Below are 11,836 nucleotides of genomic sequence, written 5' to 3'. Positions count from 1 at the left end.
TCGCAATCGCGCAATATACCTATGCCCAGAAGCCATACGCCATGGCCAGTGCCATGCCCAGAATCACCACCGCTGACAACTTGTGCAGCACTGCCTGATAGCGGTTGAAACGTGCCACCACCCTTGGCCGGGTAAACAACCAGACCACGCAGGCATCCCAGGCCAGCACCAGGCTGGGCATCCAGATGGCTGCCGTCAGCTGCACCGCATCACTGGCATGATGGGTGTCCAGGGCCGCGAACAGTGCGGCATAGAACAGGCCATTCTTCGGGTTGAGCATGCCGGAGCTGAAACCCAGCAGAAAGGCGCGGCGTTCCCCGCCAGACATCACCCCCTTCACCCCCACCACCACCGGCTGCAAGCCAGCGGTCAGGAAAGCATGTGACAGCCATAGCAGGTATACCACCCCACCCCAGTACAACAGCACATAGGCCACCGTGTGGCTCTCCAGCCCACGAACACCCAACGCCGCCATCGCGACATACATCGCATTGGCGAGCGTGATGCCGAGCGTGGTCCATAACCCGGCACGGACACCCCGACTCGTCGCCGTGTTCAGCAGCAGGAAGAAATCTGGCCCCGGGCTGAGCAAGGCCAGAAAATGCGTCCCCACTGCCAGCAAAAACAATTGCCATTCCATACAGACCTCCTTGCAAGAAAGCCTGATGATAGAAAGGGCAGGCTGATGATTCTTGCAAAAAAGTCCGGCGCAGTCGCCTGCTCAGGGCGCGTTGGCATAGACCTGCTGGTAATGCTCGACAGTCGGAAACGGGTCGTAGAAGTGATGCAGCAAGACTCGCCACTGCTGGTACTGGGGCGAACCACGAAAACCGATCGTATGATCTTCCAGCGTATCCCAACCCACCAGCAAAATGTATTGCGAAGGCTGCTCCATGCACCGCTGCAACTGGTGGTGCCGATAGCCGGGCATGCTGGCGATCAGGGTGGAGGCTTGGGCAAAGGCTTGTTCAAATGCCGTCTCTTGACTGGGAATGACGTTGAGGATGGCGACTTCCAGAATCATGGTGTTCCTTGTCTAGCGCTGCAGCTGCCGCGTGTACTGCTGCGGGGTGACGGCGACCCGCCCCTTGAAGGCGTTGCTGAAATGGCTTTGATCGGTAAACCCCGTTTCCAGTGCCACCGATACCACCGCCTGCTGCTGCGCCAGCAGCTGCTTGGCCTGATTCAGACGCAGGTCGATGATGGCCTGGTGCGGTGTGGAGCCGTAATGTTGCCCATAGGCGGCCAGCAGACTGCTGCGACTTTTGCCGCTCAGCGCAGCCAATTGCGCCAGGCTCAGCCCTTGTGGCATGGCGGACTGTAGCGTCAGATTGAGTGTTTGCAGCCAGAGCGGGATCGTCGCCCGCTCGGATGGCGCATGCGGCAGTTGTGCCAGCAGTGCAAGCAAGGTTGCCTGTTTCTGTGCTGCCGTGGTCACCGTGCTGAGTTGGTCGAAAGCTTCATCCGCCCGAGCGGCCAGGCCTGGACGGTCATGAGGCTGCCACACCGAGAAGGGCAGCTCAGCCTGCTCAAGCGATACCGGCCCGGCGACGGCCAGCAAGGCGGGCACATCCAGATACAACATGCGGTAACCCCAGAATTGGTCTGGCCTGGGGTTGCACGAATGCAGCAGGTAGGCCGGGATCACCACCACATCACCTGCGCTAAGTGCAATCTCCCGCTGCCCCTTGACCCGCAGCCGGGATTGCCCGGCATCCACTTTGCCTATCGACAATACCGGATGCGAGTGCGCGCGATAGCAAGCCCGGCTATTGATGGCTTGGCGCAGCTCATAACAGGGCAGCAAGGGGTCTCGCCAGAAACGGACGGATTCCATGGCCGTCAAAGCGGTTCCTTGCCCCGTAGCGCCGGGTCTTTGCGGCACTGCTGCAGGGGCTTGGCCTGGGTGCTGAGAATGCGTGCAATATCATGGCTGCCGGGGATGGCGATCACGCGCATGCAGGCGCAGCCATGTCCATGGCTACCGTTGGTCGCCACCCATTGCTGGCCATTGAGGGACGGCCAGTCCCCCTCGGCCTGATGACCGCCCTGCTCGCTGATCGTCCACTCGCCATCGCGGTCGATCAGCCAAGCATTGTTTGGCGTCGGGTTATCAAACCAGCCGCAACGCAATACAGCTTGACCGGCGGCTGACGCCGTCACTGTGAGCATGCCCAGCAGCATCGTCAACACCCATACTTTCTTACCCGGCATACCCAGATCTCCTGATCACCCAACAGTCATCCTGCATCGGCGCTTCTTCACTCCACTGCTGCCGCGCGAACCTCGACCAGACAGTCATAGAAGGTGGGGGCCGCTCCCAGGTCGGTCAGGGCCTGGCTGGTGAGTTCGTTGGCATTCTTGCCATCCTTGGCATGCTTGCGCCACCAGATGGACGGAATCACCACCACGCCGGGCCGCGCCCGCTCGCTCACTTCCAGCCGCAATTGCAGACAGCCCCGGTCGTTGACCACTTCCACCCATTGCTCATGCTGCAATGCGCGGGCGGTGGCATCGTCCGGGTGCATTTCCACGCTAGGCTCACCCCGCTTTGGCCATAGCCCCGGCTGGTTAGCAAAGGTGGTGTTGAGGAAGTGGCGTGAGGGGGGGGAGATCATCTGCAAGGGGTAACGTGCAGCCAGCTCCGGCGTACGCTGCGGGGATTCGTGCGGTGGCTCAAAACCGGGCAGCGGGTCCAGCCCTTCGGCAGCCAGCGCTTCCGCGTAGAACTGGCACTTGCCGCTGCGGGTAGGAAACCCGCCCTGTGCAAAGGGTGCATCGGGCAGGTTGAGCTTTTGCCAGCCTTGCGCGCGCAGGCTGGACCACTGGATACCCTCGGTCCAGGCGTGCGGCTGTAGGGCCTGGGCTGCCAGGGCATCATCGTCGTCCTGAAAACAGGCATCCTGCCAGCCGCAGTACTGCGCCAGCTGGCGGAAGATGTCGCTATTGCTGCGGGCTTCACCCGGCGGCGTGACTGCGGGCAGATTGGCCAGCAGCCAGCTGTGCCCGTAAGACTTGTGCAGGTCAACATGCTCCATCTGCATGGTGGCGGGCAGCAGGATGTCGGCGTAATCCGCGGTGTCGGTCTGGAAGTGCTCCAGCACCACGGTAAACAGGTCTTCCCGGGCGAAGCCAGCCACCACCTTGCCGGACTCCGGCGCCACCGCCACCGGGTTGCTGTTGTAGACCACCACCGCGTCCACCCGGGGACCAAAGTCGCCACCGCCCGGATGGGTCAAGGCATCACCGATGGTGCTCATATTGATGGTGCGTGGTTGCGGATCCGGCATCAGGTCCGGGCGTTGCAGGGCGGCGTTGTCGATCGGGAAAAACCCCGAGGTGGACATCAGCAAGCCCCCGGCCCGCTGCCGCCATGCCCCGACCAAACTGGGTAGACAGGCTACGGCACGGGTGGCCTGTCCACCGCCCCGGGTACGCTGCATGCCATAGTTGAGGCGAATGGCCACCGGCTGCTGCTGCCGCACTGCAAGCTCACCATACTCCCGCGCCAGCCGCTCCACTTGCGCCTGCGGGATGCCACACAGTGCGGCCACCCGCGCCGGCGGGTAGTCCAGAGCCCGCTCACGCAAGGCCTCAAAGCCCTCGGTGTACTGCCGGATATAGTCATGGTCCAGCAGGTCTTCGCGGATCAGCACATGCATGATGCCCAGCGCCAGTGCAGCATCGGTACCAGGCAGCAAGGCGACGTGCTCGTCACATTTGTCAGCCGTCAGCGTCCGGTAGGGATCAATCGCCACCACCCGTGCGCCGCGCCGCTTGGCTTCTTGCACCCGCGTCCAGTAATGCAGGTTGGACGTGATGGAGTTGGTGCCCCACAGCCAAATCAGCCGTGCCTCCTGCACAAAGCTCATGTCCATGCCGACACTGGCCCCGTAGGTATGCTTGAGGCCCGCAGCGCCTGCGGAGGCACAGATGGTGCGGTCCAGCTGGGAGGCACCCAGCTTGTGAAAGAAGCGGGCGGACATGCTGTTACCCTGCACCAGCCCCATGGTGCCGGCGTAGCTGTAGGGTAGAATGCGCTGCGGGTTATCCGCCGCAATCGCCAGCAGGCGTTGGGAGATGGTGGTCAGTGCCTCGTCCCAGCTGATCCGCTCGAAGCGCCCTTCCCCTTTGCTCCCCACCCGCTTCATCGGGTAGAGCAGGCGATCCGGGTGGTACAGGCGCTCGGCGTAGCGCGATACCTTGGTACACAGTGCACCCTGGGTCGGTGGATGGTCTGGGTCGCCCGCCACTCGCACCACCTTGCCTTCTTCCACCGTAATGCGCATGGCACAGGTATCGGGGCAATCATGCGGGCAGGCGGCTTGGACAATGGTCTGGCTCATGCGGCAACTCTCAAGGACGGCGGGGACAACACCGCATTATTCCGCTTCGGACTACCGGCTGACAAGCCAGCCGCTCGCCTTGCTGGTGTAATGACGATAACATGGTGAATTGACTAGCATAAAGGAGCCGCCATGCGACACCTGCTGACTGCCTTGCTCACCCTGATGGCTTTGTCGAGCCAGGCTGCCCCGCTGGAAGTCACGCTCAAAGATGGCGAACGCGTCAGGATCGGAGAACATGGCCCGCTGTTGCAAGCCATGATACTGGAGGATTCACGCTGTCCGGTGGACGTGCAATGTCTTCAGGCCGGGCAGATATTGTTGATGCTGGCGGTCAGCCCTGCGGAAGGCACGCCACCCATCATGGTGGCGGTGAGCTGGCCAGACAACAGCCAGTCCAAATGGCGGACGCGCTACCCCCATCCGGACTATCGCTTTGAATTGCTGTCACTGGAGCCGAGAGCCTGCACCTCCTGCAAGCTCATGCCCGGCCACACGATCCACTTGCGCATCACACCCAGAAAGAAACCGTAGCGCAGCGGCTCAAGGTTTCTCGAAGGTGTAGGCGCGACGGATCACCCCGTCTTCCACTTCCCAGATCACCACCATGATGATCGGTTCGTCATTGATGCCGACAATACGCTCGTGATCAATCACCTTGCTGCCACACACAATGCGTTGCAGCAGCTCGGCGTGCAGCTCAGGCTTGTTGAAGCGCTGGCTGGCGTAAAAGTCCGCCACCGCTTGCTTGCCACTCAGCCGGACGGTGCCGGACGGCAGCAGGATCATTTCAATGTCGTCATGAAAATTGACGATGAAGGCCTGCAGGTCTTTGGCGTTATACGCCTCCAGTTGACGCTGGGCAGGCAGTTCAATGTGATTCAATGTTCTTCTCCATCCGGCAGCACATAGCCGGTAATTTCCAGACCAAAGCCGGTCATGCTGGCAATGCGCATCGGCTGCGCCATCACCTTCATTTTACCGACACCCAAGGCACGCAAAATCTGCGCACCAATACCAAACGTCTTGGCATCCCATTTGCCGCTGCGTCGTTCACTCTCCGGAGCCACCCGCGCCAGCAGCTCATCACCGCTTTCCGGGCGATGCAGCAGCAGGGCCACACCACAGCCTTCTTGCTGGATGCGGCGCAAGGCCGGGTAGATGCCCCAGGAGTGGCCACTGGGCGCGCACTCCAGCAAATCCATGACAGACAGCGGCTCATGCACCCGCACCAGTACCTCCTGCTCGGGTGAGGGCTGTCCAGACACCAAGGCCAGATGGGTACGCGCAGCCAGCCGGTCACGGAACGCCACCAGGCGGAAGCGCCCGGCTGGCGTGTCGATCTCACGGTCGGCCACCTGCTCCACCAGCGTTTCCGTCTGATGGCGGTAATGAATCAGGTCAGCAATAGTGCCCACCTTCAGATTGTGGATGCGGGCAAAAGCCAGCAGCTCCGGCAGACGGGCCATGGTGCCATCATCGTTCATGATCTCGCAGATCACCGCTGCCGGCGCGGCCCCAGCCAGCCGGGCCAGGTCACAGCCCGCTTCGGTATGACCGGCACGAACCAGCACCCCACCAGGCTGAGCCTTGAGCGGGAACACATGGCCAGGCTGGACAATGTCGCTCGGCTTGCAGTCCCGCGATACTGCCGTCTTGATGGTATGCGCCCGGTCAGCGGCAGAGATGCCGGTGGTCACGCCCTCTGCCGCCTCAATGGACACGGTAAAGGCGGTGCCAAACTGGGTGCCATTGCGCTGTGCCATCATCGGCAAACCGAGGAACTGGCAGCGCTCTTCGGTCAGGGTCAGGCAGATCAGGCCACGGCCATGCTTGGCCATGAAATTGATGGCTTCCGGCGTCACAAATTCTGCCGCCAGTACCAGATCGCCTTCGTTTTCACGGTCTTCTTCATCGACCAGGATCACCATGCGCCCGGCGCGCATATCGCTGATGATGTCCTGAATGGGGGCTATTTCACTCACGGTCGCTATCCATTTGTCTACGCGGCCAATGGCCAATCCGGCTACCATGCCAGAGACTGGCGACGCCAGCAAGCGTAAATCCGACCCGCTTCACCCCTTGACAGACGCCATGACCAGGCGCGACAACAGCGCCACCTGCTCATCCATCCGTTCAACTGGTACCTGAGCATAGCCCAGGATAAAGCCATTGGTTTTTGGCCCTGCTGCCGTCATGGCATAGCTACTCAAGGGATGCAGCACCAAGCCCTGGCTGATGGCCCGTTCCGCAATCTGCTGGTCTGGAAATGCATCTGGCAGGCGAATGGAAAGATGCATGCCCGCCGCGCCACCGGTACGTTGCGCCAGCCCGCCCAGGCGTTGCTCCAGCGATGCATTCAGGGCATCGCGACGTTCCCCGTACAAGCGCCGCATGCGTCGCAAGTGGCGGGCAAATTCCCCTTCGCGGATGAAATGAGCCAGTGCCAGCTGCTCTACCTGCCGCCCCCAGGGACGACAACGGCTCAGCCAGTTCTGCACCCGGCCCAGCAATGCCAAGGGGACAATCATGTAAGCCAGCCGCAGTGCCGGAAACAGGGTTTTGCTGAAGGTGCCCAGATACACCACCGGTGCATCCGGTTGCAGCCCCTGCATGGCAGGCAAAGGCGGGCCATCTCGGCGAAACTCGCTGTCGTAATCATCCTCGATCAGCAGACTGCCGTGGCGCTTGGCCTGCTCCAGCAGCGCCAGCCGACGCTGCAGGCTCATCACGCTGCCCAAGGGAAACTGGTGCGATGGTGTGACATAAATCAGCTGCGGCGGATGCTGCCAGTCCGTGGGTGTAGGGGCTAAACCTTCCGCATCCAGCGGGATGCCGCGTACCTGCAGGCCCGCATTCCCCATTGCCCAGCGCGCCCCCGGATAACCGGGATCCTCGATCCAGGCCAGGCTGCCCGCATCGGCAAACCACTGTGCGCACAGGCTCAGGCTATGCTGTGTTCCTTCGGTAATGATCACCTGATGCGGGTCACAACGCACGCCACGGCTCATGCGCACATGCGCGGCCACCGCCTCACGTAACTGCGGCTCCCCGGCACTCTCGCCATAGTTCAATTGTTCAACACACGCCTGCTGCCACTGCCGGGTCAGCACCCGTTGCCAGCGCGCCATCGGAAACTCCCGCAGCGCAGGTACGCCCGGAGTAAACGCATCCAGGGTGTCGGGTTCACTGCGTGATCCGGCAAAGGGCTGACTGCGTTGCGACAATGGCGACACGGCTTGTGGACGCATCACCGGCTGTTCCGTAGACAGCACCGCGGCGACGCATGATCCTCTGCGGCTGGCGTGCAATAGCCCCTCGCCCCCCAACTGTTCATAGGCGAACAGCACAGAATTGCGGGCCACCTGCAAGTCTGCCGCCAATTGCCGCGAGCCCGGCAGGCGACTGCCGGGAGCCAGCTCGCCCTGCAATATCATTTGCCGCAGTTGCTGATAGAGGCGCTGCTGTTGTGGTGCACGGTCGCCTTGCTGCTGTATGCGACTGGCCAACAAGGCAAGGTCCATCACTGGCTCCAGATAACAGGATGTTTATGGCTCTAATAAAGGGCCACATCATGCGCTTATGCTGTGTACTGTTCAAGAACTGCTGGATCGCCCCTCATGCGCAAGACCGCCCCGACACCCCGTACCCGCATTCGCCGCTCGCCCGAATATGCCCACTACGATACTCGGCAGCTGTATGACATCATTGATGCCGCCCACCTCTGCCATATTGCCTTTCATGATGGCAATAGCGTGCACAGCCTGCCCATGGCCTGCTGGCGGGTGGGGGATCATCTGCACATTCATGGCTCCACTGGCAGCCGCCTGATGCAAAGCCTGTGCATTGGCATGGAAGTCTCCATCTCCATCTGTCACTTTGACGGGCTGGTCCTGGCACGCTCGGCCTTCAATCACAGCATGAACTACCGCTCGGCGGTCATTTATGGCTGTTTTACCCCGATTAATGATGAAACCGCCAAGCTTGAGGTACTGGATCACTTCATGGAGCGGCTGGCCCCTGGCCGGGTCCGTGACATTCGCAATGGCAATCGCAAAGAGCTGGGGGCAACCATCGTACTGCGCCTGCCACTGACCGAAGCTGCCGTCAAAATCCGGACCGGTGGCCCCATCGATGATGAGAAAGACCTGGACCTACCGGTCTGGGCTGGGGTCTTGCCGGTCGCACTGGTCAAACTGCCTGCCATTGCCGAGCCCGGACAGCAGATTGCCACTCCGGACTATGTCAGCAGCTGGACGGCGGACGCTCATAAGCCTGTCTGACGGCCGCAGGCCATCCCTGCCCTATCAATTCAGGTGACATTGGACACTAAATCACCGAAAATTAGCGGTCCTGCAGGTGCAGCCATGCCCGGCAGGACCGTTCAACTATTCGGACCCTAGTCATGCTTGATATCCAACACCTTCGCAATGATCTGGATGCCGTGGCCGCCCAATTGGCGCGCCGTGGGTTTACGCTGGATACCGCCAGCTTCCGCAAACTGGAAGACGAGCGCAAATCCGTGCAGGTACGCACACAAGAGCTGCAATCCCAGCGCAACAGTGCATCCAAGCAGATCGGCATTGCCAAGAGCAAGGGTGAGGATGTCTCTGCCATCATGGCGCAAGTGGCCAATCTGGGCGACGAGCTGAAGGCGGCGGAGACTCGCCTTGCCGCCATTCAGGAAGAGCTGCACGACCTGCTGGCCCAGGTGCCGAACGTGCCGCATGAGTCGGTACCCGATGGCAAGGACGAGCACGACAATGTCGAGCTGCACCGCGTCGGCACGCCACGCAGCTTTGATTTCCCGGTCAAAGACCATGTGGATGTCGGCACCCCGCTGGGGCTGGACTTTGAAACCGGCGCCAAGCTCTCCGGTGCCCGCTTCACCGTCCTGCGTGGCCAGATTGCCCAGCTGCACCGGGCACTGGCGCAGTTCATGCTCAACACCCATACCGAACGTCACGGCTACAGCGAAACCTACACTCCGTATGTGGTCAATGCCGAAGTCCTGTACGGTACCGGCCAGCTGCCCAAGTTTGCCGAGGACATGTTCCGGGTGGAGCGTGGTGGTGAAGCCACCGAGCAGGCCCAGTACCTGATTTCCACCTCGGAAATCTCGCTGACCAACACGGTGCGCGATACGCTGCTGAAAGCCGAAGCGCTACCGGTGAAGCTGACCGCCCATTCGCCCTGCTTCCGTTCGGAGGCGGGCTCGTATGGCCGTGACACCCGCGGAATGATCCGCCAGCATCAGTTCGACAAAGTGGAAATGGTGCAGATTGTTCACCCGGAGCACTCGTTTGCCGCATTGGAGGAAATGCGTGGTCACGCCGAGTACATCCTGCAGCAACTGGGCCTGCCCTACCGGGTGGTGACCCTGTGCGCCGGGGACATGGGCTTCACCGCCACCAAGACCTACGATCTGGAAGTATGGCTGCCGGCACAGAACACCTACCGCGAGATTTCCAGCGTCTCCAACTGTGTTGCCTTTCAGGCACGCCGCATGCAGACCCGCTTCAAGGGTGAAACGAAAAACAACGAGTTCGTACACACACTGAACGGCTCTGGTCTGGCGGTGGGTCGCGCGCTGGTGGCCGTGCTGGAGAACTACCAGAACGCCGATGGCAGCGTCACGGTACCGGAAGTGCTGCGTCCCTATATGGGGGGGAAGGATCTGCTGAAGCCCTGAGAACCGGTTTCTAGTCTGCTGCACGACGGTGATACGGCGTTGAAAACGACTTCGGAATGCTCATTTACACCCAGTAAACTCCGCTTCCTCAGTCGTTTTCGCCTTGTCTCACCCTCGCTCGCGAGACCATAAACAGGTTCTGAGCACAGCTGCAGCCAACCATAGCGGCCCCGCATCGCGGGGTCGTTTTTCATGGTGCAGCGGCAGGCGCGGTTGAGGTGGCCAGCAAGGGCAGCTCCAGCGCAGGCTCAAGGCGGCTGAGAATGTCGTAATAGGTACGCACATTCTCGACAAAAATCACCGTTTCTCCGCCCCGCGCATAGCCATAGCGGGTCTTGGGTACCCACTTGGGGTTACGCAGCTGCACCAGGGTGGTCTTCAGGTCGGTCCATGCATTCTGGTCCAGCTTCTGCATGCGGGCCAGCATGCGCGCATCGGCCAGATGGCCAATGCCAATATTGTAAGCTGCCAGCGCCATCCAGCTGCGGTCCGGCTCGCCAATCTGCGGGGGCAAATCGTCGTGCAGCATCTGCAAATAGCGCGCTCCGGCCATGATGTTCTGTTTGGAATCCGATCGATCAGTGACCCCCATGCGGTCTGCTGTTTCCCCGGTCAGCATCATCAGGCCACGCACCCCCATCGGCGACACCGCAAACGGGTTCCAGTGCGATTCCTGATAGCCCAGCGAGGCTAGCAAGCGCCAGTCCACCCCGGTCAATACCTGCGCATCCTGAAACCATTTTCGGTACTTGGGTAGCACTGTCAGCCGCTGCTGCAGGAAGGCCTCGACGTCCACCGGCTGCAAGCGGTGCAAATGCCCGTAGTAACGATCCAGCAGGCGCTTGAGCGTGCCATTTTGTTCAATGCGTTGGAAAAATTGCGCCACCTGCTTCTGAAACGCAGGCGACGCATCCGGACGATAAGCCCAGGCCAGCTCAATCGGCTTGGGCAGCACCATGCCCTGCTGCAATTCCGGGTAAAAACGTCGCATCCCTGCCAGCAGGTGAGATTCCGTCACCACCGCTCCGGTATGGCCATCCGCCAGCGATTCCAGCAGTTCCTCTGCGCTTTGTTCCTCAATGGCGGTCCAAGCCAGCTGCGGGTTGGCCTGCTTCAAAGACAGCAACACCCCCTCTGCCGCACTTCCGGCAATCACCCGCGGTGGCTGGGTTTGCAAATCGCTGAGCGACTGCACGGGCGGCATCTCACCCGCATAGGCCACCACCGGCGTCACCCGCTGGTAGACCGGGCCAAAACGCAGCTGCTCCACCCCCGGCATCTGCCGTGCCATCCCCACCGCCAGCTGTGCCTTGCCTTTGAGCAAACCCTCCTGCACCTCGCTCATGCGCTGCACCACCTGCCAACGCACCGCCACCCCGGTTTCCTCGGCAAACAGCGTGACCAGGTCGTACTCCAGCCCGGCAGGCTGGCCGCTGGTATCCAGGTAGTAGGTGGTCGCATCATTGCGGGTCAGCACCACCAACTCCTTTACCGGAGCAGGCGCCGATGCCACGGGTACTTTAGATGCCGGCTCGCAGCCTGTCAGCAGCAAGCCCAGCAATATCGCACCGGCAAAGGCTATCCAGCGTGTCGTTTTCAGCAATTAGGCTTGTCTCTTCAGCGTGGAGTCGCTTATAATAGCCGACTCCACTGGAAAGGTGGCAGAGAGGTCGAATGCGCCGGACTCGAAATCCGGTTTACAGTTATGCTGTAACGTGGGTTCGAATCCCACCCTTTCCGCCAGATTGCCGGGCCGGTATCGAAAGATACCGGCCCGTTTGCATTCCAGCCCTCCCAT

12 protein-coding genes and 1 tRNA gene are annotated in these 11,836 nt (G+C 61.2%); 4 read left to right on the top strand and 9 right to left on the bottom strand.

The window, feature by feature from the left end; translation table 11 throughout:
* Window positions 1-19: 19 nt before the first annotated feature.
* The 5 genes from ACE3O2_RS07255 to ACE3O2_RS07235 all read right to left on the bottom strand — a co-directional run bounded on the left by ACE3O2_RS07255 (window position 20) and on the right by ACE3O2_RS07235 (window position 4,346).
* Entirely contained in the window at window positions 20-640 is a 621-nt protein-coding gene (locus ACE3O2_RS07255; RefSeq protein ID WP_374336118.1) for a LysE family translocator, read from the bottom strand.
* Window positions 641-721: 81 nt separating this feature from the next.
* A complete protein-coding gene (locus ACE3O2_RS07250; RefSeq protein WP_374336116.1) occupies window positions 722-1,024 on the bottom strand; it encodes an antibiotic biosynthesis monooxygenase in 303 nt (100 codons plus the stop codon).
* A gap of 12 nt (window positions 1,025-1,036) precedes the next feature.
* Window positions 1,037-1,837, bottom strand: a complete 801-nt coding sequence (locus ACE3O2_RS07245) for an AraC family transcriptional regulator (RefSeq protein ID WP_374336113.1) — start codon at window positions 1,835-1,837, stop codon at window positions 1,037-1,039.
* 5 nt (window positions 1,838-1,842) lie between these two features.
* Window positions 1,843-2,214 carry a DUF4087 domain-containing protein gene (locus ACE3O2_RS07240; RefSeq protein ID WP_374336111.1) on the bottom strand — a complete coding sequence of 124 codons (372 nt, stop codon included), beginning with the start codon at window positions 2,212-2,214 and terminating at the stop codon, window positions 1,843-1,845.
* A 47-nt stretch (window positions 2,215-2,261) separates the two neighbouring features.
* The gene (locus ACE3O2_RS07235; RefSeq protein WP_374336109.1) at window positions 2,262-4,346 is read right to left on the bottom strand and encodes a molybdopterin-dependent oxidoreductase; all 2,085 of its coding nucleotides are present in this window, start codon (window positions 4,344-4,346) and stop codon (window positions 2,262-2,264) included.
* 132 nt (window positions 4,347-4,478) lie between these two features.
* Here ACE3O2_RS07235 and ACE3O2_RS07230 point away from each other — a divergent pair, with 132 nt between their 5' ends.
* A complete protein-coding gene (locus ACE3O2_RS07230) occupies window positions 4,479-4,880 on the top strand; it encodes a hypothetical protein (RefSeq protein WP_374336106.1) in 402 nt (133 codons plus the stop codon).
* Between the two features lie 9 nt (window positions 4,881-4,889).
* Here ACE3O2_RS07230 and ACE3O2_RS07225 read toward each other — a convergent pair whose 3' ends face one another.
* From ACE3O2_RS07225 to ACE3O2_RS07215, 3 genes are read right to left on the bottom strand one after another with little or no spacing between them, the layout of a single operon-like run.
* Window positions 4,890-5,231, bottom strand: coding sequence for a nuclear transport factor 2 family protein (locus ACE3O2_RS07225; RefSeq protein ID WP_168875573.1), 342 nt, complete (start codon window positions 5,229-5,231; stop codon window positions 4,890-4,892).
* Window positions 5,228-6,379: a bifunctional 3,4-dihydroxy-2-butanone-4-phosphate synthase/GTP cyclohydrolase II gene (gene ribBA, locus ACE3O2_RS07220; RefSeq protein ID WP_374336678.1), complete on the bottom strand. Its 1,152-nt coding sequence runs from the start codon at window positions 6,377-6,379 to the stop codon at window positions 5,228-5,230. Before ribBA ends, ACE3O2_RS07225 begins: the two co-directional genes overlap by 4 nt.
* 42 nt (window positions 6,380-6,421) lie before the next feature.
* Window positions 6,422-7,870 carry a PLP-dependent aminotransferase family protein gene (locus tag ACE3O2_RS07215; RefSeq protein ID WP_374336104.1) on the bottom strand — a complete coding sequence of 483 codons (1,449 nt, stop codon included), beginning with the start codon at window positions 7,868-7,870 and terminating at the stop codon, window positions 6,422-6,424.
* Between the two features lie 96 nt (window positions 7,871-7,966).
* Between ACE3O2_RS07215 and ACE3O2_RS07210 the strand changes: the two genes are divergently transcribed.
* Together ACE3O2_RS07210 and serS are read left to right on the top strand one after the other, a co-directional pair.
* Window positions 7,967-8,629, top strand: coding sequence for a pyridoxamine 5'-phosphate oxidase family protein (locus tag ACE3O2_RS07210; RefSeq protein WP_374336102.1), 663 nt, complete (start codon window positions 7,967-7,969; stop codon window positions 8,627-8,629).
* A gap of 122 nt (window positions 8,630-8,751) precedes the next feature.
* Window positions 8,752-10,038 carry a serine--tRNA ligase gene (gene serS, locus ACE3O2_RS07205; protein ID WP_374336100.1) on the top strand — a complete coding sequence of 429 codons (1,287 nt, stop codon included), beginning with the start codon at window positions 8,752-8,754 and terminating at the stop codon, window positions 10,036-10,038.
* Window positions 10,039-10,228: 190 nt separating this feature from the next.
* On the opposite strand, the gene mltF is transcribed toward serS, so the two are convergent.
* Window positions 10,229-11,551: a membrane-bound lytic murein transglycosylase MltF gene (gene mltF, locus ACE3O2_RS07200; RefSeq protein ID WP_374336676.1), complete on the bottom strand. Its 1,323-nt coding sequence runs from the start codon at window positions 11,549-11,551 to the stop codon at window positions 10,229-10,231.
* 139 nt (window positions 11,552-11,690) lie between these two features.
* Between mltF and ACE3O2_RS07195 the strand changes: the two genes are divergently transcribed.
* A tRNA-Ser gene (locus ACE3O2_RS07195) sits at window positions 11,691-11,781 on the top strand.
* The last annotated feature ends 55 nt before the right edge of the window (window positions 11,782-11,836 follow it).

The organism is Leeia sp., from assembly GCF_041909055.1.
GTDB lineage: Bacteria > Pseudomonadota > Gammaproteobacteria > Burkholderiales > Leeiaceae > Leeia > Leeia aquatica.
This window is presented reverse-complemented; position numbering and strand designations above follow the sequence as displayed.

Coding starts and splice junctions, on each gene's coding strand:
- ACE3O2_RS07255 (WP_374336118.1), bottom strand. CDS start 640: ATGGAATGGCAATTGTTTTTGCTGGCAGTGGGGACGCATTTTCTGGCC.
- ACE3O2_RS07250 (WP_374336116.1), bottom strand. CDS start 1,024: ATGATTCTGGAAGTCGCCATCCTCAACGTCATTCCCAGTCAAGAGACG.
- ACE3O2_RS07245 (WP_374336113.1), bottom strand. CDS start 1,837: ATGGAATCCGTCCGTTTCTGGCGAGACCCCTTGCTGCCCTGTTATGAG.
- ACE3O2_RS07240 (WP_374336111.1), bottom strand. CDS start 2,214: ATGCCGGGTAAGAAAGTATGGGTGTTGACGATGCTGCTGGGCATGCTC.
- ACE3O2_RS07235 (WP_374336109.1), bottom strand. CDS start 4,346: ATGAGCCAGACCATTGTCCAAGCCGCCTGCCCGCATGATTGCCCCGAT.
- ACE3O2_RS07230 (WP_374336106.1), top strand. CDS start 4,479: ATGCGACACCTGCTGACTGCCTTGCTCACCCTGATGGCTTTGTCGAGC.
- ribBA (WP_374336678.1), bottom strand. CDS start 6,379: ATGGTAGCCGGATTGGCCATTGGCCGCGTAGACAAATGGATAGCGACC.
- ACE3O2_RS07215 (WP_374336104.1), bottom strand. CDS start 7,870: ATGGACCTTGCCTTGTTGGCCAGTCGCATACAGCAGCAAGGCGACCGT.
- ACE3O2_RS07210 (WP_374336102.1), top strand. CDS start 7,967: ATGCGCAAGACCGCCCCGACACCCCGTACCCGCATTCGCCGCTCGCCC.
- serS (WP_374336100.1), top strand. CDS start 8,752: ATGCTTGATATCCAACACCTTCGCAATGATCTGGATGCCGTGGCCGCC.